This is a genomic window from Streptomyces sp. SudanB182_2057, from assembly GCF_964272715.1.
Classification (GTDB): domain Bacteria; phylum Actinomycetota; class Actinomycetes; order Streptomycetales; family Streptomycetaceae; genus Streptomyces; species Streptomyces rubradiris.
In genome coordinates, this window is the sequence record NZ_OZ186798.1 from 2,643,365 (window position 1) to 2,664,478 (window position 21,114).

At 71.9% G+C, this 21,114-nt stretch carries 17 protein-coding genes; 4 read left to right on the forward strand and 13 right to left on the reverse strand.

The genetic code is table 11. From position 1 onward, the window contains the following. Positions 1-117 precede the first annotated feature (117 nt). The 5 genes from trmD to ACSURM_RS11140 form a co-directional block, all read right to left on the reverse strand. The gene (gene trmD, locus ACSURM_RS11120) at positions 118-951 is read right to left on the reverse strand and encodes a tRNA (guanosine(37)-N1)-methyltransferase TrmD (protein ID WP_436954845.1); all 834 of its coding nucleotides are present in this window, start codon (positions 949-951) and stop codon (positions 118-120) included. Continuing rightward, on the reverse strand, positions 948-1,493 hold the full coding sequence (gene rimM, locus ACSURM_RS11125) for a ribosome maturation factor RimM (protein WP_436954846.1): 546 nt from the start codon (positions 1,491-1,493) through the stop codon (positions 948-950). Before rimM ends, trmD begins: the two co-directional genes overlap by 4 nt. 82 nt (positions 1,494-1,575) lie before the next feature. Then, positions 1,576-1,815, reverse strand: a complete 240-nt coding sequence (locus ACSURM_RS11130; RefSeq protein ID WP_030612780.1) for an RNA-binding protein — start codon at positions 1,813-1,815, stop codon at positions 1,576-1,578. A gap of 5 nt (positions 1,816-1,820) precedes the next feature. Continuing rightward, positions 1,821-2,240, reverse strand: a complete 420-nt coding sequence (gene rpsP, locus ACSURM_RS11135) for a 30S ribosomal protein S16 (protein WP_030785131.1) — start codon at positions 2,238-2,240, stop codon at positions 1,821-1,823. A gap of 307 nt (positions 2,241-2,547) precedes the next feature. Beyond that, entirely contained in the window at positions 2,548-3,150 is a 603-nt protein-coding gene (locus ACSURM_RS11140; protein WP_436954849.1) for a hypothetical protein, read from the reverse strand. A 538-nt stretch (positions 3,151-3,688) separates the two neighbouring features. Between ACSURM_RS11140 and ACSURM_RS11145 the strand changes: the two genes are divergently transcribed. After that, positions 3,689-4,531 (forward strand): SAM-dependent methyltransferase, encoded by an 843-nt coding sequence (locus tag ACSURM_RS11145; protein ID WP_436954850.1) that lies wholly within the window; start codon positions 3,689-3,691, stop codon positions 4,529-4,531. Here ACSURM_RS11145 and ftsH read toward each other — a convergent pair. The 6 genes from ftsH to nsdA all read right to left on the reverse strand — a co-directional run bounded on the left by ftsH (position 4,528) and on the right by nsdA (position 14,212). Next, on the reverse strand, positions 4,528-6,465 hold the full coding sequence (ftsH, locus tag ACSURM_RS11150; RefSeq protein ID WP_436954851.1) for an ATP-dependent zinc metalloprotease FtsH: 1,938 nt from the start codon (positions 6,463-6,465) through the stop codon (positions 4,528-4,530). The genes ACSURM_RS11145 and ftsH overlap by 4 nt on opposite strands. A 128-nt stretch (positions 6,466-6,593) precedes the next feature. Next, positions 6,594-8,147, reverse strand: coding sequence for a signal recognition particle protein (gene ffh, locus ACSURM_RS11155; protein WP_436954852.1), 1,554 nt, complete (start codon positions 8,145-8,147; stop codon positions 6,594-6,596). A gap of 84 nt (positions 8,148-8,231) precedes the next feature. Continuing rightward, on the reverse strand, positions 8,232-10,691 hold the full coding sequence (locus tag ACSURM_RS11160; RefSeq protein ID WP_436954853.1) for a [protein-PII] uridylyltransferase: 2,460 nt from the start codon (positions 10,689-10,691) through the stop codon (positions 8,232-8,234). A 28-nt stretch (positions 10,692-10,719) separates the two neighbouring features. Next, on the reverse strand, positions 10,720-11,058 hold the full coding sequence (locus ACSURM_RS11165) for a P-II family nitrogen regulator (protein WP_030612756.1): 339 nt from the start codon (positions 11,056-11,058) through the stop codon (positions 10,720-10,722). Continuing rightward, complete coding sequence (locus ACSURM_RS11170) at positions 11,055-12,392, reverse strand: ammonium transporter (protein WP_436954854.1); 1,338 nt, start codon at positions 12,390-12,392, stop codon at positions 11,055-11,057. Before ACSURM_RS11170 ends, ACSURM_RS11165 begins: the two co-directional genes overlap by 4 nt. Before the next feature lie 341 nt (positions 12,393-12,733). Beyond that, positions 12,734-14,212 (reverse strand): transcriptional repressor NsdA, encoded by a 1,479-nt coding sequence (gene nsdA, locus ACSURM_RS11175; protein ID WP_436954856.1) that lies wholly within the window; start codon positions 14,210-14,212, stop codon positions 12,734-12,736. A gap of 458 nt (positions 14,213-14,670) precedes the next feature. Between nsdA and ACSURM_RS11180 the strand changes: the two genes are divergently transcribed. After that, positions 14,671-15,327, forward strand: coding sequence for a bifunctional DNA primase/polymerase (locus ACSURM_RS11180; protein WP_436954857.1), 657 nt, complete (start codon positions 14,671-14,673; stop codon positions 15,325-15,327). Between the two features lie 112 nt (positions 15,328-15,439). On the opposite strand, the gene ftsY is transcribed toward ACSURM_RS11180, so the two are convergent. Continuing rightward, positions 15,440-16,648: a signal recognition particle-docking protein FtsY gene (ftsY, locus tag ACSURM_RS11185; protein WP_436954858.1), complete on the reverse strand. Its 1,209-nt coding sequence runs from the start codon at positions 16,646-16,648 to the stop codon at positions 15,440-15,442. A gap of 170 nt (positions 16,649-16,818) precedes the next feature. On the opposite strand from ftsY, the gene ACSURM_RS11190 reads away from it, so the two are divergent. Both ACSURM_RS11190 and ACSURM_RS11195 read left to right on the forward strand, forming a co-directional pair. Then, positions 16,819-18,270, forward strand: a complete 1,452-nt coding sequence (locus ACSURM_RS11190; protein ID WP_436954859.1) for a cytosine permease — start codon at positions 16,819-16,821, stop codon at positions 18,268-18,270. A gap of 80 nt (positions 18,271-18,350) precedes the next feature. Next, on the forward strand, positions 18,351-19,322 hold the full coding sequence (locus ACSURM_RS11195) for an LLM class flavin-dependent oxidoreductase (RefSeq protein WP_436954860.1): 972 nt from the start codon (positions 18,351-18,353) through the stop codon (positions 19,320-19,322). A 138-nt stretch (positions 19,323-19,460) separates the two neighbouring features. Here ACSURM_RS11195 and ACSURM_RS11200 read toward each other — a convergent pair whose 3' ends face one another. After that, the gene (locus ACSURM_RS11200; RefSeq protein WP_436954862.1) at positions 19,461-20,879 is read right to left on the reverse strand and encodes a sugar porter family MFS transporter; all 1,419 of its coding nucleotides are present in this window, start codon (positions 20,877-20,879) and stop codon (positions 19,461-19,463) included. Between the last annotated feature and the right edge of the window lie 235 nt (positions 20,880-21,114).

Below are 21,114 nucleotides of genomic sequence, written 5' to 3' on the forward strand. Positions count from 1 at the left end.
GCTGATGCCACAGGTCATCAACGGAAACTAGGGGTTCCAGGAGGACTGCCGTGCGGAGCGGGGCGGGCGTCGTGTCCCCCTGTGGCAGGGGCGCTCGCCCGGACGCACAACAGCGGCCTATTCTTCCACGCCCTCGGCGCGGCGCCAAAATCGGCCGTACGGCTCCCCGTCCGGGTCCGGTTCCCAGCCCAGGATGGAGAGCATCTCGCGGTCCTTCTTGTCGAAGGCCTTGGGGTCGCAGTGCTCGATCAGGTCGGGCCGGTTGGCGGTCGTCCGCTTCAACGCCTCGTCGCGGCGCCAGCGGGCGATCTTCCCGTGGTGGCCGCTGAGCAGCACCTCGGGGATGTCCCGGCCGCGCCAGACGGGCGGCTTGGTGTAGACGGGGCCTTCGAGGAGGTTCGCCATCGCACCGGGGGCGAAGGAGTCGTCGCGGTGGGACTCGGCGTTGCCGAGGACGCCGGGCAGCAGCCGGGCGACGGCCTCCGTGACGACCAGGACGGCCGCCTCGCCGCCGGCCAGGACGTAGTCGCCGATGGAGACCTCGTAGACCGGCAGCCGGGTGGCGTACTCGTCCATGACGCGCCGGTCGATGCCCTCGTAGCGGGCCGGTGTGAAGATCAGCCAGGGGCGTTCGGACAGTTCGACGGCCAGTTCCTGGGTGAAGGGACGGCCGCTGGGCGTGGGCACGATCAGCGCGGGGGCGTGGGCGCCGGACTCGTAGCCGTCGGCGAGGACGGTGTCGAGGGCGTCGCCCCAGGGGTCGGTCTTCATGACCATGCCGGGGCCGCCGCCGTACGGGGTGTCGTCCACCGTGTTGTGCCGGTCGTAGGTCCAGCCGCGCAGGTCGTGCACGTGGACGTCCAGCTGTCCGCGCGCGCGTGCCTTGCCGACGAGGGAGACGTTCAGCGGTTCGAGGTACTCGGGGAAGATCGTGACGACGTCGAGCCTCATGCGTCCTCGTCCCTCGACGAGGCGATCTCGGCGCGGTCGTCGATCAGGCCCGGCGGCGGCGCGATGACCGCGCGCTGCTCGTCCAGGTCGATCTCGGTGACGATCTCCTCCACGAACGGGATCAGCACCTCGCTGCCGTCCGGGCGCTCCACGATGAACAGGTCCTGCGAGGGCAGGTGGGAGATCTCGGTGATCCGGCCGACCTCCGTGCCGTCCTCGGTGACCACGTCCAGGTCGATCAGCTGATGGTCGTAGTACTCGTCCTCGCCTTCGGGCAGTTCCTCCGGGTCCACCTCGGCGATCAGCAGGGTGTTGCGCAGGGCCTCGGCCGCGGTGCGGTCGGTGACGCCCTCGAAGCGCAGCAGGAGGCGGCCGCTGTGCACCCGCCCCGTCTCGATGGTCAGCGGTCCCGCGGAGGCGGGATCCGTGGCGAGTACGGCGCCGGGGCCGAGCCTGAGTTCCGGCTCGTCGGTACGTACCTCGACGGTGACCTCGCCCTTGATGCCATGGGCACGGCCGATCCGTGCGACTACCAGCTGCACCTGTCCAAATCTCCTGTCATACGACTGCGGGCCGGGGACGGCCCAGTGGCCCTCCCCGGCCCGAGCCGGTTGCGATGAAGCGTCAGCGGACGTCGTCCACGTCGACCAGGTCGACGCGGACACCGCGACCGCCGATGGCGCCCACGACGGTACGCAGGGCGCGCGCGGTGCGGCCGTTGCGGCCGATCACCTTGCCGAGGTCGTCCGGGTGGACCCGGACCTCCAGCACGCGTCCGCGGCGCAGGTTGCGCGAGGCGACCTGCACATCGTCAGGGTTGTCGACGATGCCCTTCACGAGGTGCTCAAGCGCCTCTTCGAGCATGCTGCTCAGGCCTCGGTCGACTCGGACTCAGCCGCGGCCTCGTCCTTCTTCTCAGCCTTCTTCTTCTGGGTGATCGCCTCACCCTTGCCCTCGTCGTCACCACCGAGAGCCTCGAACGACGGACGGGCCGGCTTGGGCTCGGCGACGAGCAGCGGCGCGGGAGCCGGCTCGCCCTTGAACTTCTGCCAGTCGCCGGTCTTCTTCAGGATGGCGAGCACGGGCTCGGTCGGCTGCGCGCCGACACCGAGCCAGTACGCCACACGCTCGGCGTCCACCTCGATGACCGACGGGTTGTAGGTCGGGTGGTACTTGCCGATCTCCTCGATGGCCCGGCCGTCACGGCGGGTACGGGAGTCGGCGACGACGATGCGGTAGTGAGGCGAACGGATCTTGCCCAGACGCTTCAGCTTGATCTTGACTGCCACGGGAGTGGGTTCTCCTGGAATTGACGTGGTTGGGCACGGCGAGACGCCGCGTGGGGTTGCGGTACCCGAGTGCCCGATGGACGCGTCAGCCGGAGGAGAGAGGGGTCCTGTGCGGCTGTCGAGTACAGCTAGCCATTCTGCCACACCCCGCGGGCCGCTTCCGGCCGAGGGTGGGTGAGCCGGGTGCGGGGCAGGGTTCGGCGGCACCCGGCGTGGAGGTGAGGGGCACGTCGGGTGCGCCGCGCGTGCTGTGGGGTCGCCGCCCGCGGCCCGGCAGCCACGAGATGCCGGTGTCCGCGCGCCGCGCCTACGCCGCCCCCATGACCTCCGGGATTCTGAACGGCTTGCCGCAGCCGCCGCAGACGATGGGCGCCTGGGCGAGGACCGACGGGACGACCCGGACGTTGCGCCCGCAGTCGCACACCGCCTTGACCCGGACACCGCCGCCGGAGGAACCGTGCCGGGCGGCCGGGCCGCGGAAGGTGCGGGAGGTGTCGGCGGAGGTGGCGGCCAGGTGGGCCTTCAGCGCGCGCTGGAGTCGCTCCATGGTCGGGCGGTAGCGCCGCTTCGCCTCGGCGTTGAGCGTGACCAGGGAGAAACCGCTGCTCGGGTGCGGCTCCTCGGGGTGGTCCAGGCCCAGCTCCTCGGCGATCGCGAGGAAACGACGGTTGTGGTAGCGGCCGGCCCGGGAGGTGTCCCGGATGCCCCGGGCGGCGGCGATGCCGTGCACCGCCTCATGGAGAAGTCGTTCGAAGGAGAGTTCGTGACCACACGCGGACGACGACTCTCCGATCAGGGACTCCGGTGCGGCCAGGTCCGGCAGCTCGGGGTGGTGCCGCTGAATGTCGGCCCACGCCTGCGCCAGCTCTGCGGCGAGAACAGGTGGTGTCTGTGTCTGTGTCGTGCTCACGTAATGACAACGAGCGGGGGTGCCTCTGTGTTCCTATTCCGGGGCATCCCAAATAATTTGCACGTACCCGTCAGTTGCCGCTGATGCGTCCTGACGAGGGCGGGTGCGCTGATCTGCGGAGAAGCGTCACAGCTCCGCCCAAGCTGGTGCGTAGTCCGCGCTACGCACCGCCGGTGGGCCCGGAGCCGACACGGGCCGTCGGCGACGGGAGACGCATCCGGCCGTTCGCGGCCCGCCGTGCCGTCCCGGCCGGCGCCCCCGCCCTCGCGACGTTACCGCCTGCCGCCGCACCGCCCGCCACCGGCCCGCCCCCACCCGCGCCGGCCGCCCCCGCGTGCGCGGCCACCGTACGGCCCGTCAGGTTGCCGGGATGTGAATTCTCGCCACACGCGCGTACAGGGCCCAAGCCGGACCCCGAGACCCCTGGACGACACCGCGGGCCCGGAGTTACCTGGCATACGTGGGAAGTGCGCGCGCACGGCACGGGGGCCACGCGACCGAATACAGCGACGAACCGTCGGCGGATTGGGGCGCTTTCATGACACCTACGCTCGTGCGGCAGCACGTGGCTCACGCGGACCCGGCACCCCGCGTGGACTTGAGCGCACGCGCGCGTGACTGGTCCGAGATCCAGGAGCGAATGCTCGTACCGCTCTACGAAGCCGTCTACGACCGGCTCGACGTGGGTCCCGGGAGCCGGCTGCTGGACCTGCGGTGCGGGGCCGGGCTCGCCCTGCTGCTGGCGGCCTCCCGGGGCGCCGCGGTCACCGGCGTCGACTCCGCCTTCCCGGAACGGCTCGCCCTCGCGCGCGCCCGCCTGCTGCCGGACGGCCCGCCCCGGGCCGCACGCGCGCGTACCGCCCCGCGACTCCTCGGCGAACCCCCCGCCGCGCCGGCCGGCGGCGAGCCGTACACCCTGGTGACCGTCTTCGACCCGGGCGACGGGGACGGGCTCGGCGAGCTGCTCGCCGCCGCCCTGCCGCTGGCCGCGCGCGGGGCCGCCGTGGTGCTGGCCGGCTGGGGACCGCCCGAGCGCTGCGCCACCTCCGCGGTGCTGCGCGCGGCCGCCGGCCTCGCCGACCCGCTGCCCGGCGCCCGCGGCTGGCGGCCCGCCCGCCGCGACGACCTGGAGGAGGCCGCCGCCCGGGCCGGGCTGCGGCCCGACGGCTCCGGCCGGGTCGCCTGCCCGTTCGGCTACGCCGACCTCGACAGCGCCGTACGGGGACTGCTGTCGACCGGCCTGTTCGACGCGGCGATCGCGGCGACCGACGCCCGGCAGGTCGACAAGGAGCTGACCGAGGCCCTGCACCCGCACCGCCGCCCGGACGGCACCGTGTGGATGCCGAACGTCTTCCGCTACCTGGTCGCCCGGGTGCCCTAGACGTCGGTGTCCTTGCGCAGGCGGGTGATGCCGGCGATGCGGTAGGCGTCCGCCTCCTCCAGCGTCTCGTTCTCCAGGAGGGCGTGCGCGAGCGCGTCGAGCTGCCCGCGGTGGTCGACGAGCTTGCGGCACGCCTCCGCGTAGCACTCGTCCACGATCCGCCGCATCTCCGCGTCGATCACGTCGAGGGTCTGCGGCGCGGCGGCGAGGCCGTAGGCCTGCTGGGCGTCGTTCGGCAGCGCGGACAGCCTGCCGACCCGCTCGCTCATGCCCCAGCGCGACACCATGCCCCGGGCGATGCTGGTGACCTGCTCCAGGTCGCTCTCGGATCCCGTGGTGATCACGCCGTAGACCACCCGCTCGGCCGCCATCCCGCCCAGCGCGCCGATGATCCGGCCGCGCAGGTACTCCTCGGTGAACGCGTACTTGTCCGACTCCGGTGTCGACAGCGTGACGCCCAGCGCCCGGCCGCGCGGCACGATCGTGATCTTGCGGACCGGGTCGGCGCCCGGTTGCAGCATGCCCAGCAGCGCGTGCCCGCTCTCGTGGTACGCGGTGCGCCGGCGCTCCTCCTCCGGCATCACCAGCGAACGCTCCGCCCCCAGCTGCACCTTCTCCAGCGCCTCGGACAGGTCGGCGCCGGTCACCTGCCGCTGCCCCCGCTTGACCGCGAGCAGCGCGGCCTCGTTGGCCAGGTTCGCCAGCTCCGCGCCCGTCATGCCCGGTGTCGTACGGGCCACCTGGACGAGGTCGACGTCGTCGGTGAGCGGGATGTCCCGGGTGTGGATCCGCAGGATGGCCTCGCGTCCGCCCCGGTCCGGCGGCGAGACCTGCACCACCCGGTCGAAGCGGCCCGGGCGGGTCAGGGCCGGGTCGAGGATGTCGGCGCGGTTGGTGGCCGCGATCACGATCACGCCCTCCGAGCCGGAGAAGCCGTCCATCTCGGTGAGGATCTGGTTCAGCGTCTGCTCGCGCTCGTCGTGCCCGCCCATCGACGCGCCGCCGCCGCGCGCCCGCCCGATGGTGTCGATCTCGTCGATGAAGATGATCGACGGCGCCACCTTGCGCGCCTCCGCGAACAGCTCCCGCACCCGGGAGGCGCCCACGCCCACGATCATCTCGATGAACTCCGAGGCCGAGGCGGAGAAGAACGGCACGCCCGCCTCGCCGGCCACCGCCCGCGCCAGCAGCGTCTTGCCGGTGCCGGGCGGACCCGCGAGCAGCACGCCCCGGGGCATCTTGGCGCCCATCCGGCGGTAGGCGTCGGGGTTCTTCAGGAAGTCGACCACGTCGTTCAGCTCGGCCTCGACCTCGTCGATGCCGGCCACGTCGGCGAACGTGGTGCGCTTCTCCCCCGGCACCAGCTCCACCGGCTTCGGCGGCGCCTTGCGGCCGAGCATCCCGCCCGCACCGCCGAGCCCCGCGCTCATCCGGCGCGCGATGAACACCCACACGGCGATCAGCAGCAGCATGGGCGCCAGCGAGATCAGCAGGTTGGCGAGAAAGCTGCGGTGCTGGACGACCGGCTCGGCCGTGACGGTGACCTTGTGCCGGGTCAGGTTCGCCCACAGGTCGTCGTCCGCGAACGCCGGCCGCTCGGTGTTGAACTTGGTGTACCCGCCGCCCTCCGGGTTCTTCCGCTCCTTCTTGAGCTGGCCCTGGATGGAGTCGCCCTTGGCGTAGATCTTGTCGACGTTGCCCGCGTTCACCTGCCTGCTGAACTCGGTGTACGAGATCGTCGGCTCGTTCGCCTGGTCGACGTACGACAGCACCAGGTTGGCGATCAGGTACACGATCAGCGCGGTGAGGACCAGCCGCCACCAGCCGCCGCGCATCCCGCGCCCGCCGGGAGGCTGCCGCGACGGCTCCTCCGGGGCGCCCTCGGTGCGCCAGGGCTGGTCCGGCGACTTGCGGGACGGAGCGGGGTTGCTCATACCGGGACGGTACGACACCGTCCGGGCACCGGCATGCGCACGGGGCGCCACCGGCGTGCGCGAGGGGCGCCCTTCCGGCGGAAGGGCGCCCCTCGCGACGTACGGGCCGGTCCTCGACCGGTGCCCGGTCAGCCCATGAACTTCTTGAACTCGTCCGGCAGCTCGAAGTCCTGGCCGCCCTGCTGGCCCGGCAGGCCGAACGCGCCGCCCGCCTGCGCGGCGGCCTCGCGGCGCTGGGCCTCCTCCAGCTCCTGCTGCTTGCGCTTCATCGGGTTGCCGGAGCGCTGCTTGCCCTTGGCCTTCTTCTGCTGCTTCTTCTGCCGGCCCGGGCCGCCGCCCATGCCTGGGATCCCCGGCATGCCCGGCATGCCGCCGCCCTGGGCCATGCGGGACATCATCTTGCGGGCCTCGAAGAACCGCTCGACCAAACCCTTGACCGCGCTGACGTCGACGCCGGAGCCCTTGGCGATACGGGCGCGGCGGGAGCCGTTGATGATCGTCGGGTCCTGGCGCTCGGCCGGGGTCATGGACTTGATGATCGCGGCGGTGCGGTCGACGTCCCGCTCGTCCAGGTTCGCGATCTGGTCCTTGATCTGGCCCATGCCCGGGAGCATGCCGAGCAGCTTGCTGATGCTGCCCATCTTCCTGACCTGCTCCATCTGGGACAGGAAGTCGTCCAGGGTGAAGTCCTGGCCCTTCTTGGACGCCAGCTTGGAGGCCATCTTGGCGGCCTCTTCCTGGCTGAAGGTCTTCTCCGCCTGCTCGATCAGGGTGAGCAGGTCACCCATGTCGAGGATGCGGGAGGCCATCCGGTCCGGGTGGAAGGCGTCGAAGTCGTCCAGCTTCTCGCCGTTCGACGCGAACATGATCGGCTTGCCGGTGATCTGCCGGATGGACAGCGCGGCACCACCGCGGGCGTCGCCGTCGAGCTTGGAGAGCACCACGCCGTCGAAGCCGACGCCGTCGCGGAAGGCCTCGGCGGTGTTGACGGCGTCCTGGCCGATCATGGCGTCCACGACGAAGAGGATCTCGTCGGGGCTGACCGCGTCCCGGATGTCGGCGGCCTGCCGCATCATCTCGGCGTCGATACCGAGGCGGCCGGCGGTGTCCACGATCACGATGTCGTGGACCCTGGACTTCGCGAACTCGACGGAGTCCTTGGCGACCTTCACCGGGTCGCCGACGCCGTTGCCCGGCTCCGGCGCGTACACCGCGACACCGGCGCGCTCGGCGACGACGCTGAGCTGGTTCACGGCGTTCGGGCGCTGGAGGTCACAGGCGACCAGCAGCGGGGAGTGGCCCTGCTCCTTGAGCCACCGGCCGAGCTTGCCCGCGAGGGTGGTCTTACCGGCACCCTGGAGACCGGCCAGCATGATCACGGTGGGCGGCTGCTTGGCGAAGCGGAGGCGGCGGGTCTCGCCGCCGAGGATCTCCACCAGCTCGTCGTTGACGATCTTGATGAACTGCTGCGCCGGGTTGAGCGCCTTGGAGATCTCGACCCCGAGCGCCCGCTCCTTGACCTTCTTGACGAACGCGCGGACGACAGGGAGGGCCACGTCGGCTTCGAGGAGCGCGATGCGGATCTCACGTGCCGTGGCGTCGATGTCCGCCTCGCTGAGCCTGCCCTTGCCCCGGAGGGACTTGAAGGTGGCTGAGAGACGGTCGGAGAGAGTATCGAACACGGCGGCGTCGGTCCTCAGAGTCGGAAGCTGGGTCGCCCTCAAGAGTATCTGGCTCCGCAAGCGGATCGGCCCTGGCCGAGAAGGTCAGGCCCGCAGCGTCTCCTCCAGCACCCCCGCCAGCGACGCCGCGTCCGCGGGGGGCAGTGGCGCCCCCGTGCCCGTCGTGACGTAGAACGCGTCCACGGCGTTCGCGCCCAGCGTCGACACGTGCATGCTCCGCACCCGTACGCCCGCCTTCTCCAGGGCCGTGCCGATGCGGTGGAGCAGGCCGGGCGCGTCCTGGGCGCGGACCTCGATCACCGTGGCGTGGCGGGAGGCGGCCGGGGCCACGGCGACCCGGGGCGGCGGGGCGGTCCAGCCGCGCCGGCGCGGGTAGGCGGCGTCGCGTTCGGCCAGCCGGCCGGCGATGTCCAGGGTGCCGTCCAGGGCACGGACGAGGTCGGTGCGCAGCCGGGCCGCCTGGGGCAGGGAGCCGTACTCGGCGGCGACCCGCCAGTCGAGCAGGAGGACCGTGCCGTCGTCGTCCACGTCGTCCGGCAGCCGCAGGGCGCGCAGTTCCGCCGTGCGGACGGTGAGGCGGTGCACGGCGAGGACCCCGGCGACCGCGGGCAGGACGCCGGGCTGGTCGGGGACGGCGATGAGCAGCTCGACGCCGAGGGGTTCCGGTTCGCCGGGCGAGGGCTCGCCGGACACGGCTTCGGTCTGGGCGCGCAGGGCGAGGACCGGGCCGCCGGTGCGGAACGCCTCGATGGCGAGGCGCTCCTGCTCGGCGGTGGGCGCGGCGGGCTCGGGCTCGTCGGGGGCGGCCCCGGCGAGGACCCCGGAGACACGCCGGACCAGGTCGGCGACGAGCTTGCCGCGCCAGGAGGACCAGGCGGCCGGGCCGGTGGCGAGGGCGTCCGCCTCGGTGAGGGCGTGCAGCAGTTCCAGGGTGTTCTGGGTGCCGACCGCGTCGGCGACGGAGCGGACGGTGGCGGGGTCGTCCAGGTCGCGGCGGGTGGCGGTCTCGACGAGCAGCAGGTGGTGGCGGACGAGTGTGGCCAGCACGGCGGTGTCGGCGCGGTCGAAGCCGATCCGCGCGGCGACGTCCTTGGTGATGATCTCGCCGGCCGCCGAGTGGTCGCCGGGCCAGCCCTTGCCGATGTCGTGCAGCAGGGCGGCGACGAGGAGCAGGTCGGGGCGGCCGACCCGGCGGGTGAGGGCGGAGGCGCGTACGGCGGTCTCGATGAGGTGCCGGTCGACGGTCCAGACGTGGACGGCGTTGCGCTGGGGGCGGCAGCGGACCCGTTCCCAGTCGGGCAGCAGGCGGGCGATCAGCCCCTCGGCCTCCAGCGCCTCCCAGACCTCGACGGTCGGGCGGCCGGAGCCGAGCAGGGTGACCAGTTGTTCGCGGGCCTCGGCGGGCCAGGGGGTGGGCAGGGGGCGCGCGGTGGCGGCCATGTGCCGGGCGGCGTGCGGGGAGAGCGGGAGGCCGGCCTGCGCGGCGGCGGCAGCGGCGCGCAGCGGCAGGACGGGGTCGCGGTCGGGGCGGGCGGCGCGGGCGAGCACCACTTCGCCGTCCTGTTCCACGACGCCCTCGGCCAGCGGCGAGCGTTCGGCGGCCGGGCGGCCGCCGCCCAGCATGGCGCGCAGGCGGGGCCGTACGGCGCGGGCGCGCAGGACGCGGCCCACCTCGCGCCAGGTGACATCGGCGGCGTACGCGATGACGCGGGCGGCTTCGTAGACCTGCCGCAGCAGGGTGTCGGCGTCGAGCAGGCCCAGCCCGGCGGCCACCTGGTCCTGTTCCTGGAGGGCGAGCCGGTCGGTGGCGCGGCCGGTGGCCAGGTGGAGGGCGTCGCGGACGTCGAGCAGCCGGCGGCGGGCGTCGGCCAGTCCCTCGCGGGGGGCGTCGGCGAGCCAGGAGGCGGCCACGGCGCGCAGCGCGGTGGCGTCGCGGAGGCCGCCGCGGGCCTCCTTGAGGTCGGGTTCGAGCAGGTAGCGCAGTTCGCCCTGGCGGGCGGCGCGCTCGGCGCACAGTTCGCGGAGTTCGGGCAGGCGCTTCGGGGCCTGGTTGCGCCAGTCGGTGAGGACGGCGGTGCGCAGGCCGGCGGTCAGGGTGGTGTCGCCGGCCAGGTGGCGGGCGTCCAGCAGGCCGAGCTGGACCTTCAGGTCCTCGGCCGCGGTGGCGCGGGCCTCGGCGGGAGTGCGCACGGAGTGGTCGAGGGAGAGGCCGAGGTCCCAGACGGGGTACCAGATCCGGTCGGCGAGGGCGGCGACGGTGCCGGGGGCGGAGCCGTCGTGCAGCAGGACGAGGTCGAGGTCGCTGCGCGGGGACAGCTCGCCGCGGCCGTAGCCGCCGACGGCGACGAGGGAGACGCCCCGGGCCGGGCCGGCCGCCGCGCCGAACAGTCCGGCGAGCCAGTCGTCGGTCAGTGAGGCGAGGGCGGAACGGCGCGGCGGCCCGGACCGCGCGTCCTCGGTGAGGAGGCGCAGCCGGGCCGCCGCGTAGCCGCCGGTCCCCGGGTCCTCGGTACCTGTGTCCGTGTGCGTGTCCGTGCCCGTCACCCGGCGACTCCTCTTCTGTCGGTCCTGGTCAGAGCGCGTCCGGGCCGCGTTCGCCGGTGCGGACGCGGACGGCGGTCTCCACCGGCAGGGACCACACCTTGCCGTCCCCGATCTTGCCGGTGCGGGCGGCCTTGACGATGACCTCGATCAGCTGTTCGGCGTCGTCGTCCTCGGCCAGTACCTCCACGCGGACCTTGGGGACGAGGTCGACGGTGTACTCGGCGCCTCGGTAGACCTCGGTGTGGCCGCGCTGCCGGCCGTAGCCGCTGGCCTCGGTGACGGTGAGTCCGTGCACGCCGAAGGCCTGGAGGGCTTCCTTGATCTCGTCGAGCCGGTGGGGCTTGACGACTGCGGTGATGAGCTTCACGCGTCCACCTTCCGGGTGTGCACGGCGGCCAGGGCAGCGGCGGCGGTTCCGGCGACGCCGCCGCCCGCTCCGCTGAAGTCGTATGCGGTCTCGGCGTGTTCGGCCTGGTCGATGCCGGAGACCTCCGCGTCCTCGGTGACCCGCATGCCGAGGGTCTTGTCGAGGAGGAAGGCGAGGACGGCGGAGGCGATCAGGGAGTAGGCGAGGACCGCGAAGACGCCCGCGCACTGCTTCCACAGCTGGTCGAAGCCGTGGTCGCCGTAGAAGACGCCGGTGGCGGTGGACTGGCCCTTGCCGGTGGCGAAGAAGCCGACGAGCAGGGAGCCGAGGATGCCGCCGACCAGGTGGACGCCGACGACGTCGAGGGAGTCGTCGTAGCCGAACCTGAACTTCAGGCCGACGGCCGCGGCGCAGGCGACACCGGCGATGGCGCCGACGGCGATCGCGCCGAGCGGGGAGACCGCGCCGCCGGAGGGGGTGATGGCGACCAGGCCGGCGACCGCGCCGGAGGCGGCGCCGAGGGTGGTGCAGGCGCCGTGCCGGAGCTTCTCGTAGCCGAGCCAGGCCAGCATGGCGGCGGCGGTGGCGACCTGCGTGTTGACGAACATCAGCGCGCCCACGCCGTCGTCGTTGCCGAGCCAGGAGCCGGCGTTGAAGCCGAACCAGCCGAACCAGAGCAGCCCGGCGCCGAGCATGACCAGCGGGAGGCTGTGCGGGCGCATGGGGTCCCGCTTGAAGCCGACGCGCTTGCCGATGACGAGGATGACCCCGAGCGCCGCCGCACCGGCGTTGATGTGGACCGCCGTACCGCCCGCGAAGTCGATCACGCCCAGCTTGAAGGCCCAGCCGTCGGCGGCCCAGACCCAGTGGGCGACGGGGATGTAGACGACGGTGGCCCACAGGGCGACGAAGAGGGCCCAGGCGGAGAACTTGACCCGGTCGGCGAGGGCGCCGCTGATCAGGGCGGGGGTGAGGATGGCGAACATCAGCTGGAAGACCATGAAGACGAAGACCGGGATGGTGTAGCCGTCCCAGAGTTCGGTGAGGCCGATGTCGCTGAGGCCGATCCAGTCGGCGTTGTAGCCGATCAGGCGGTTGCCGTTGCCGAAGGCGAGGGAGAAGCCGTAGAGCACCCACAGGATGGTGACGATCCCGAGGCTGATGAAGCTCATCATCAGCATGTTCAGGGTGCTCTTGACGCGGACCATGCCTCCGTAGAAGAAGGCGAGGGCCGGGGTCATGAGCATCACCAGGGCGGAACAGATGAGCATGAAGCCTGTGTTGGCGGAGGACAGTGTGGGCGTGTCCGCCGCGAGCATGATGGCTGGTGCCATCGGCGTCTCCTCGTCGATTGGTACGGCCCCGTGCGGGCGGTGCCTGAGCGGTCCGGTCGGGTGAGGGGTGGGCCGGTTGTGCGCCACGAGACTCGCGCAGCGCGGTTTCGGTGGAAGCCCCTCGTTGTTTCGCCGGGGTGACGAAGGCGCCCTGTGTGTTACGCGTCGGTGAAGCGGGAGATGCCGGGCCGCGCCGGTCGTTATCGTGGCGCAACCTTCTCCCGGGTGATCCGCGGGGAGGAACGGACCGGCCGCGGCGGTCCTCTCGACGACCTGGCATGGGGGAGCCGAGTCGGGCGGTTCGTGAGGACCGGCCGCGGCCGGGGCTGGGGGTGCCGGGGTCAGCCCGCCTCGGCGGCTTCCGGCAGGTCGGCGGCGAGTTTCTCGGAGAGGTCGACCACGGCGGCCAGCTCGCCGTAGTCGCGCACGGCCGTGCCGACCGTCTTGCGGATACGGGTGTTCACCCGTTCGGAACGGACCTTCTTGGCGACGTCCAGGGCCTTCGCCGCGTACTCCGTGCTGCGCTCGGGCTCGCGCTGGAGCAGGTGCACGGAGGCCATGCCGATGAGGTTGAGCGCGTACGACCGCTGGTGCTCGGAGTCGTCGGCGAACAGTTCCACGGCGCGCCGCATGAGCGGTTCGGCGAGGGAGGCGTAGCTGGGGCTGCGCCCGGCGTTGTAGGCGAGGTCGCGGAAGGAGTGGGAGTTCTCCGCGTACAGCTCGGCCTCGGAGAAGAAGCGGATCCAGTCGGGGTCCGGCTCGTCCCACTCGTCGATCTCGGCGAAGGTGTCCTCGGCGAGGCGGACGGCGCGCTTGGTCTTCCCGGGCTGGCCCATGTTGGCGTAGGCGCGGGCCTCCATCGCATACAGCATGGCCTGGGTGCGCGGGCCGGCGCAGTCGCGGCTGCCGTACTGGGCGAGGTGGATCAGTTCCAGGGCGTCGTCGGGCCGGCCGAGGTGGATCATCTGGCGGCTCATGCTGGACAGGACGTAGGAGCCGAGCGGCTTGTCGCCGGCCTCCTTGGCGGCGTGCAGGGCGAGCACGAAGTACTTCTGCGCGGTGGGCTGGAGGCCGACGTCGTACGACATCCAGCCGGCGAGCTGGGACAGTTCGGCGGCGACCTGGAACAGCTTGCGGGTGGTGGCCTCGGGCTGGGGTTCCTGGAGCAGGTCGGTGACCTCGTGCAGCTGGCCGACGACCGCCTTGCGGCGCAGTCCGCCGCCGCACTGGGCGTCCCACTTGCGGAACATGCGGGTGGTGGACTCCAGCAGCTCCAGCTCGGGCTGGGAGAGCCGGCCCGGCCGGCGGGCGTCGAGCGCGGGGGCGGGCTCGGCGGGGGCCGGGGAGCCGGGGGTGGGCACGAGCCAGCGCTGCATGGGCTCGATCAGGGAGGGGCCGGCGGACAGGGCGAGGGAGGTGCCGAGGAAGCCGCGCCGGGCGAGCATCAGGTCGCTGCGGGAGAACTCGCCGAGCAGGGCGACCGTCTGGGCGCCGGTCCAGGGCAGGTCGACACCGGAGGCGGCGGGCGACTGCCGGGCGGTGCGCAGCCCGAGGTCCTCGACGGAGACGACGCAGCCGAAGCGTTCGGAGAACAGCTCGGACAGGATGCGCGGGATCGGTTCCCGGGGATTCTCCCCGTCGAGCCAGCGGCGCACCCGCGAGGTGTCGGTCGAGATGTGGTTGGCGCCCAACTGGCGTGCCCTGCGGTTCACCTGCCGGGCCAGCTCGCCCTTGGACCAGCCGCTGCGCACGAACCACGAGCCGAGCAGCTCGTTGGGGCGCTTTTCAGCGCTCGTACCGCTACCGCCGTTGCCGCCCACTGGGATGCCCCCATTTCCTGAGACCACTTGTCACCTGGTGCGCCAAGCCTTATCAGAATGCCGGTAAATAACGCCTCCTGTCCGGTGATTCTCACCCTTCGAACGGGCTGGCGGCTTGCCTCCGGCATACCCGCGCGCGCATGCGCCCCCCGTGAACTCGCGCACACAGAGTAATCTCGTGATCACCCTCCCGCCCCGGGCGTACCGGAAACGCCACCATTCGCCACCCCTTCGAATGCGCACACGATCCTCTCCGCGCGTTGTACTTACGGGGGACGGGCGGAAGCCGGCGGAGTGATGCACCCAGGGGCGCACGGAGCCTGATGTGCCACCCAGCGCGCTTCAAGGCGCCGCATTGGCCCCATCACCACTCGGGCAGGCGGAGCCGTAGCGTTACGTTCCGCTTCCGTCTCGCTCCGTGTCGTAACCACCGGCGCGCAGGACCCGTTGGAGGGGGCATGGGCTTCACGATCGGCGGCATCCGCGAGATCCGCTCCGGCGCACGTCGGCGCGGGCGCCTGGCGGAGTGCACCACCGTCGCCGAATTCACCGGACTGTGGGGCTGGGACGTGGTGCCGGGAGCACGGGCCGCCGGGGGCGCCTGTTCGTGCGGGCGGCGCGACTGCGCGGCGCCGGGCGCGCACCCGCTGGAGTTCGCGCCCCCGGTCCCGGCCGGGGCCACGCTGGACGAGGTGAGCAAGGCCTGGTCCGAGTTCCCGGGCGCCTCCCTGATGCTGCCGGTCGGCCAGGCGTTCGACGTCCTGGAGGTGTCGGAGCCGGCCGGCCGCCGCGCCCTGGTCCGCCTGGAGCGGATGGGATTACCCCTGGGCCCGGTCACCGCCACCCCGGACGGCCGCGCCCACTTCTTCGTCGCGCCCGGCGCCGCCGTCGACCTGCCCCGGCTGCTGTACCGCCTGGGCTGGGACGACCCGGCCGCGCTGGACCTGCGCGGCCTCGGCCCGGGGACGCACATCACCGCCCCGCCCTCCGACCGGGGCGGCCTGGGCCCGGTGCGCTGGCTGCGCCCGCCCGCGCTGGACTCCGCGACCCGGCCTCCGGCGGCCCGGCTGCTGCTGGGTGCGCTGGCCTATGTGGCGCATCGGTCGCGGGGGTAGGACGGCGGGGAAAAGGCGGGGGTAGGACGGCGGGAAAAAGCGGCGCCCGCCCCCCTTGCGCTTCGGGGACGGGCGCTCACGCTTCTCATGCCAGGAATGTTCCCAGGACGACTCAGTCGCCGATCAACGCGTCGACGAACGCCTCCGGCTCGAACGGCGCGAGGTCGTCCGCGCCCTCACCGAGCCCGACCAGCTTGACCGGCACGCCCAGCTCGCGCTGGACGGCGACCACGATGCCGCCCTTGGCCGTGCCGTCCAGCTTGGTCAGCACGATGCCGGTGATGTCCACCACCTCGGCGAACACCCGGGCCTGCACCAGGCCGTTCTGGCCGGTGGTGGCGTCCAGGACGAGCAGTACCTCGTCCAGCGGCGCGTGCTTCTCCACCACGCGCTTGACCTTGCCCAGCTCGTCCATGAGGCCGGTCTTGGTGTGCAGGCGTCCGGCGGTGTCGATCAGCACCACGTCGACGCCCATCTCCTTGCCCTCCTTCACCGCGTCGAAGGCGACGGAGGCGGGGTCGCCGGCCTCGGGGCCGCGCACGGTGTGGGCGCCGACGCGCTCGCCCCAGGTCTGGAGCTGGTCGGCGGCGGCGGCACGGAAGGTGTCGGCGGCGCCGAGCACGACGGTGCGGCCGTCGGCGACCAGGACCCGGGCGAGCTTGCCGGTGGTGGTGGTCTTGCCGGTGCCGTTGACGCCGACGACCATCACGATGCCGGGCTTGCGGCCCTCGGGCTCGGTCTTCACCGTGCGGTCGAGGTCGGTGCCGACCAGCTTGAGGAGCTCCTCGCGGAGCAGGCCGCGCAGTTCCTCCGGGGTGCGGGTGCCGAGCACCTTGACGCGTTCGCGCAAGCGCTCGACCAGTTCCTGGGTGGGCTGCACGCCGACGTCGGCGGTGAGCAGCGTGTCCTCGATCTCCTCCCAGGTGTCCTCGTCGAGGTGCTCGCGGGAGAGCAGGGTGAGCAGGCCCTGGCCCAGGGCGTTCTGCGAGCGGGACAGGCGGGCGCGCAGCCGGACGAGCCGGCCCGCGGTGGGCTCCGGGACCTCGATCTCGATCCCGGGAGCCTCGGCGACGGGGGGCTCCTCGACGACGACCGGCGCGGGGCCGCCCGGGAGATCCACCTCCTCGATGGTCCGGCGCGGTTCGTCGCGCGGCGTCTCGGCCTCTTCGCCGACGTGCGGCTCGGCCGGGGGCGCGGTGATGTCGGGCGCCTTCGGGGGCGGCGGGGGCAGCGGCTTCCGGCGCCGGCTGCCCACGATCAGCCCGCCGAGTGCGCCGAGCACGACCACGGCGATGACTACAGCAAGGATGACGATTTCCATAACCCGACCAGTATCGGCCATGGGGTCCTCGAGAACCCCGTTTGTGGCTTTCTCCGAGAGACAAAGGCCACTTAACACGAGGACTCGGAGCAAAGTACGATGGTGACACCTCTATCCACGCGCGTAGAGTCCCCTCGTCACCTTGTCCCCCCATGTCAGGCACCTCTTCCATGAGCAAATCCGCCGAGACCGAAGGCGCTCTCGAAACCCGCGGTATCGAGCAGGTCCCCGACCACGAGCGCACGGCGCGTCCGGGGCAGCTGTTCCCCACCTGGGTCGGCGCGAACATCAGCGTCCTGCTGCTGACGATGGGCGCGAGCCTCGTCGTCGCCTACCACCTGAACTTCTGGCAGGCCCTGATCGTCGCCGTGGCCGCGCCGATCGTGTCGTACGGCCTGGTCGGCCTGATCGGCATCGCGGGCAAGCGGGGCGGCGCGCCCGGCATGGCGCTGTCGCGCGCGGTCTTCGGGCAGCGCGGCAATCTGCTGCCCGGTTCGCTGATCTGGGTCGCGCGCTGGGGCTGGGAGACGATCAACGCGGTCACCGGCGCGTACGCGATGCTCACCATCCTGGACATCCTGTTCGGCATCAAGGCGAACAACGTGCTGGACATGGTGATGCTGCTGGCGTTCGTCGTGGCGACCTTCGCGATCTCCGGGCTCGGCATCAACGCCGTGCAGAAGTGCAACAAGTACGCGACCTATTTCTTCGCCGTCTTCTCGGTGCTGGTGCTCGGCTACCTGGTGGTGGACACCGACTGGTCGAAGGTGATGGACCACGGCGCCGGTTCCACGGCCTCGGTGATCACCGGCGTCGGCATGATCGCGGCGGGCGGTGTCAGCTGGATCCCCTCGGCCCCGGACTTCACCCGCTATCTGCCGCGTACGGCGTCCTCGAAGGCGATCGTGGGGACGGCGGTGGGCGGCGCCGGTGTCGTCGTGCTGCCGATGGTGCTGATGGGCGCGGTGATGGCGGTGTCCACCCCGGACCTGGCCTCGGCCAGCGACCCGGTGTCCTTCCTGGGCGAGATCCTGCCGACGTGGATCGCGGTGCCGTACCTGTTCATCGCGCTGATCGGCATGCTGCTGATCAACTCGATGTCGATGTACTCGGCGGGCTTCACCGCGCAGACCCTCGGCATCAAGGTGCCGCGGCACTGGGCGGTCTCGGTGAACGCGGTGATCTCGCTGGTGTTCGGCGGGGTGCTGATGCTGGTGGCGACCAGCTTCATGGGCTCCTTCATCGCCTTCCTGTCGCTGCTGGCGGTCGCCTTCTCCGCGTGGGTCGGCGTGTTCGGCGCGGACATGCTGCGCCGTACCGAGTACGACGGCCGGGCCATGGCCGACACCACCCGCACCAGCGCCTACTGGTACAAGGGCGGCTTCTCCCCCGCGGCCGTGGCCGCCTGGGCGGTCGGCCTGGTGTCGGGACTGATGTTCACCACCTCCGACTGGTTCACCGGCCCGCTGGCGACGAACAACGTGATCGGCGAGTACGGCCTCGGCTGGGTCGCCACGATCGTGATCTCCGGCGTGCTGTACGTGGTGCTGCCGAAGCCGGCGCCGGTCACCGGGCCCGCGGCCGAGGAGGCCGCCGGGCAGCCCGCGCCCACCGGCGCCTGACCCCGGCCGGCCCCCTGGCCAACTGACGTACCGTCAGCTAACGTCCCCCTCCACCGAGCCGTACCGGAGGGGGACTTCGCATGCCCGTCACGGTCGTACGCTTCAACCTCGTCGCGCCCGGCGCCTCTCCCGACGCCCTGTCCGCCCGTTACCGGGCCGCGGTGGAGATGGCCTGCTACGCGGACGAGCACGGGATCGCCACCGTGCAGACCGAGGAGCACCACGGCGCGGAGAACAACTGGCTGCCGTCGCCGTTCGTCTTCGCGGGCGCGGTGCTCGGGGCCACCCGCCGGATCGCGGTGACGGTGTCGGCGGTGATCGGCCCGCTGCACGACCCGCTGCGGCTGGCGGAGGACATCGCCGTGCTGGACCTGCTGAGCGGCGGCCGGCTGGTGACCGTGGCCGGGATCGGCTACCGGCCCGAGGAGTACGCGATGTTCGGCGTCGACTGGGACCGGCGCGGCCGGCTCCAGGACGAGCTGCTCGAAACGCTGCTGACGGCGTGGACCGGCGAGGAGTTCGCGTACCGGGGCCGCAGGGTACGGCTCACCCCCCGCCCGTACACCCGGCCGCACCCCCTGCTGCTGGTCGGCGGCTCCTCCAGGGCCGCCGCGCGCCGGGCCGCCCGGTTCGGCCTGCCGTTCTTCCCGAGCGCGCATCTGCCGGAGCTGGAGGCGTACTACAAGGACCGGCTCGCCGAGTACGGCACCGAGGGCTGGACGATGATGCCGGCCACCGAGACGCCGCTGCTGCATCTCGCCGAGGACCCGGACCGGGCGTGGGCCGAGTACGGCGGGCACCTGCTGCACGAGGCCCGGACCTACGCCTCCTGGCAGTCGGGCGGGATCCGCTCGGCGGTACGGTCAGCGGCCACGACGGTGGCGGAGCTGCGCGCGGAGGGCGTGTACCGGATCCTCACCCCGGAACAGTGTCTGGCACGGGGCCTGGACAGCCTGGTGCTGCACCCGCTGGCGGGCGGCATGCCGGTGGAGGAGGGCTGGCGCAGCCTGCGGCTGTTCGCGGAGCGGGTCGTCCCGGCGCTGGAGGGCTGAGCCGGGCCGCCGGGAGCGCGGAAACACCGCCGCCCCCGGTCCTGGCGGGTGGCCGGGACCGGGGGCGGCGGACGGTTCGAGGAGAGGGCAGCGGGGTCTTGGCCCTTCCCCCCGAGTTCGGGGGCCTCGCTACGAGGCTCAGCCCATCTCCTCCAGGGACTTGCCCTTCGTCTCCTTGACGAACTTCAGGACGAACGGGATGGAGAGGGCCGCGAAGATGGTGTAGATCACGTAGGTGCCGGAGAGGTTCCACTCGGCCAGCGACGGGAAGCTCGCGGTGATGGCCCAGTTGGCGATCCACTGCGCGGAGGCGGCGACACCGAGGGCGGCGGCGCGGAGCTTGTTCGGGAACATCTCGCCGAGGAACACCCAGACCACCACGCCCCAGGAGAGGGCGAAGAAGAGGACGAACAGGTGGGCGGCGATCAGGGCGACCCAGCCCTGGGTGGCCGGCAGCTTGCCGTCGACCAGGTGGTAGCTGAACGCCCAGGCCTCCAGCGCCAGGCCGACGACCATGCCGACCGAGCCGATGAGGGCGAGCGGCTTGCGGCCGACGCGGTCCACGAAGATCATCGCGATCACGGTGCCGACGATGTTGATGATCGAGGTGGTGAAGGAGTAGAAGAACGAGTCCGACGGGTCGACGCCGACCGACTGCCACAGCGTCGAGGAGTAGTAGAACGCGACGTTGATGCCGACGAACTGCTGGAAGACCGACAGGCCGATACCGATCCAGACGATCGGCTTGAAGAAGAAGGAGCCGCCGAGCAGGTCCTTGAAGGAGGACTTGTGCTCGCTCTTCATCGCGTGCTCGATCTCGGCGACGCGGGCGTCCAGGTCGACGTCCTTGCCCTCGACCTCGGCGAGGATCTCACGGGCGCGCTCGCGCTTGCCCACGGAGAGCAGGAAGCGGGGGGACTCGGGGATCGCGAAGGAGAGCAGGCCGTAGAGGACGGCCGGGACGACCATCACGCCGAGCATGACCTGCCAGGCCTCCAGGCCCATCAGCTTGCCGCGCTGGTCGCCGCCGGCGGCGTTGAGCAGACCCCAGTTGACCAGCTGGGAGACGGCGATGCCGACGACGATCGCGGCCTGCTGGAAGGAGCCGAGCCGGCCGCGGTAGGCGGGCGGGGCGACCTCGGCGATGTAGGCGGGGCCGATCACGGAGGCCATGCCGATGGCGAAGCCGCCGATGACGCGCCAGAAGGCGAGGTCCCACAGCGCGAACGGCAGCGCGGAACCGACGGCGCTGACGGTGAACAGGACGGCGGCGATCTGCATGCAGCGGATGCGGCCGATGCGGTCGGCTATGCGGCCGGCGGTGGCGGCGCCGATGGCGCAGCCGATCAGCGCGATCGCGATGACCTGGGCGAGGGCGGCGGAGCCGACGTCGTAGCGGTCCCGGATGGCCTCGACGGCGCCGTTGATCACGGAGCTGTCGTAGCCGAAGAGGAAGCCGCCCATGGCGGCAGCCGCCGCGATGAAGATGACGTGCCCGAGATGTTCGGGGTGAGCCGACCTGGCTCCTGACTGAGGTGCCTGCGCTGTGCTGGTCACGGTGTAACTCCTCGGGCCACGGCAACGCTGCCGGGTGGGGGCGAGCCCTTACAGGTCTCCAGTGGCGCATACGGGTGGGCCACTCACACCTGAAGGTAAAAGCAACGTTGCAGAGACTATGCCTTCAAGTTTCGAAGTCAATAGTTCAACGACTGTGAGTTTTCAGATATGCCTGACGATCTTGCGTTCAAGAACTGAACACTCGCCGAGATGATCTTGAAGGGATCCCTGGTGA

What these genes read in the sequence shown, in the direction of transcription:
- ACSURM_RS11130 (WP_030612780.1), bottom strand. Translation starts at nt 1,815, where the DNA reads ATGCTCGAAGAGGCGCTTGAGCACCTCGTGAAGGGCATCGTCGACAAC.
- trmD (WP_436954845.1), bottom strand. Translation starts at nt 951, where the DNA reads ATGAGGCTCGACGTCGTCACGATCTTCCCCGAGTACCTCGAACCGCTG.
- ACSURM_RS11195 (WP_436954860.1), top strand. Translation starts at nt 18,351, where the DNA reads ATGCCCGTCACGGTCGTACGCTTCAACCTCGTCGCGCCCGGCGCCTCT.
- ACSURM_RS11170 (WP_436954854.1), bottom strand. Translation starts at nt 12,392, where the DNA reads ATGGCACCAGCCATCATGCTCGCGGCGGACACGCCCACACTGTCCTCC.
- ACSURM_RS11180 (WP_436954857.1), top strand. Translation starts at nt 14,671, where the DNA reads ATGGGCTTCACGATCGGCGGCATCCGCGAGATCCGCTCCGGCGCACGT.
- ACSURM_RS11145 (WP_436954850.1), top strand. Translation starts at nt 3,689, where the DNA reads ATGACACCTACGCTCGTGCGGCAGCACGTGGCTCACGCGGACCCGGCA.
- ftsH (WP_436954851.1), bottom strand. Translation starts at nt 6,465, where the DNA reads ATGAGCAACCCCGCTCCGTCCCGCAAGTCGCCGGACCAGCCCTGGCGC.
- ACSURM_RS11190 (WP_436954859.1), top strand. Translation starts at nt 16,819, where the DNA reads ATGAGCAAATCCGCCGAGACCGAAGGCGCTCTCGAAACCCGCGGTATC.
- ftsY (WP_436954858.1), bottom strand. Translation starts at nt 16,648, where the DNA reads ATGGAAATCGTCATCCTTGCTGTAGTCATCGCCGTGGTCGTGCTCGGC.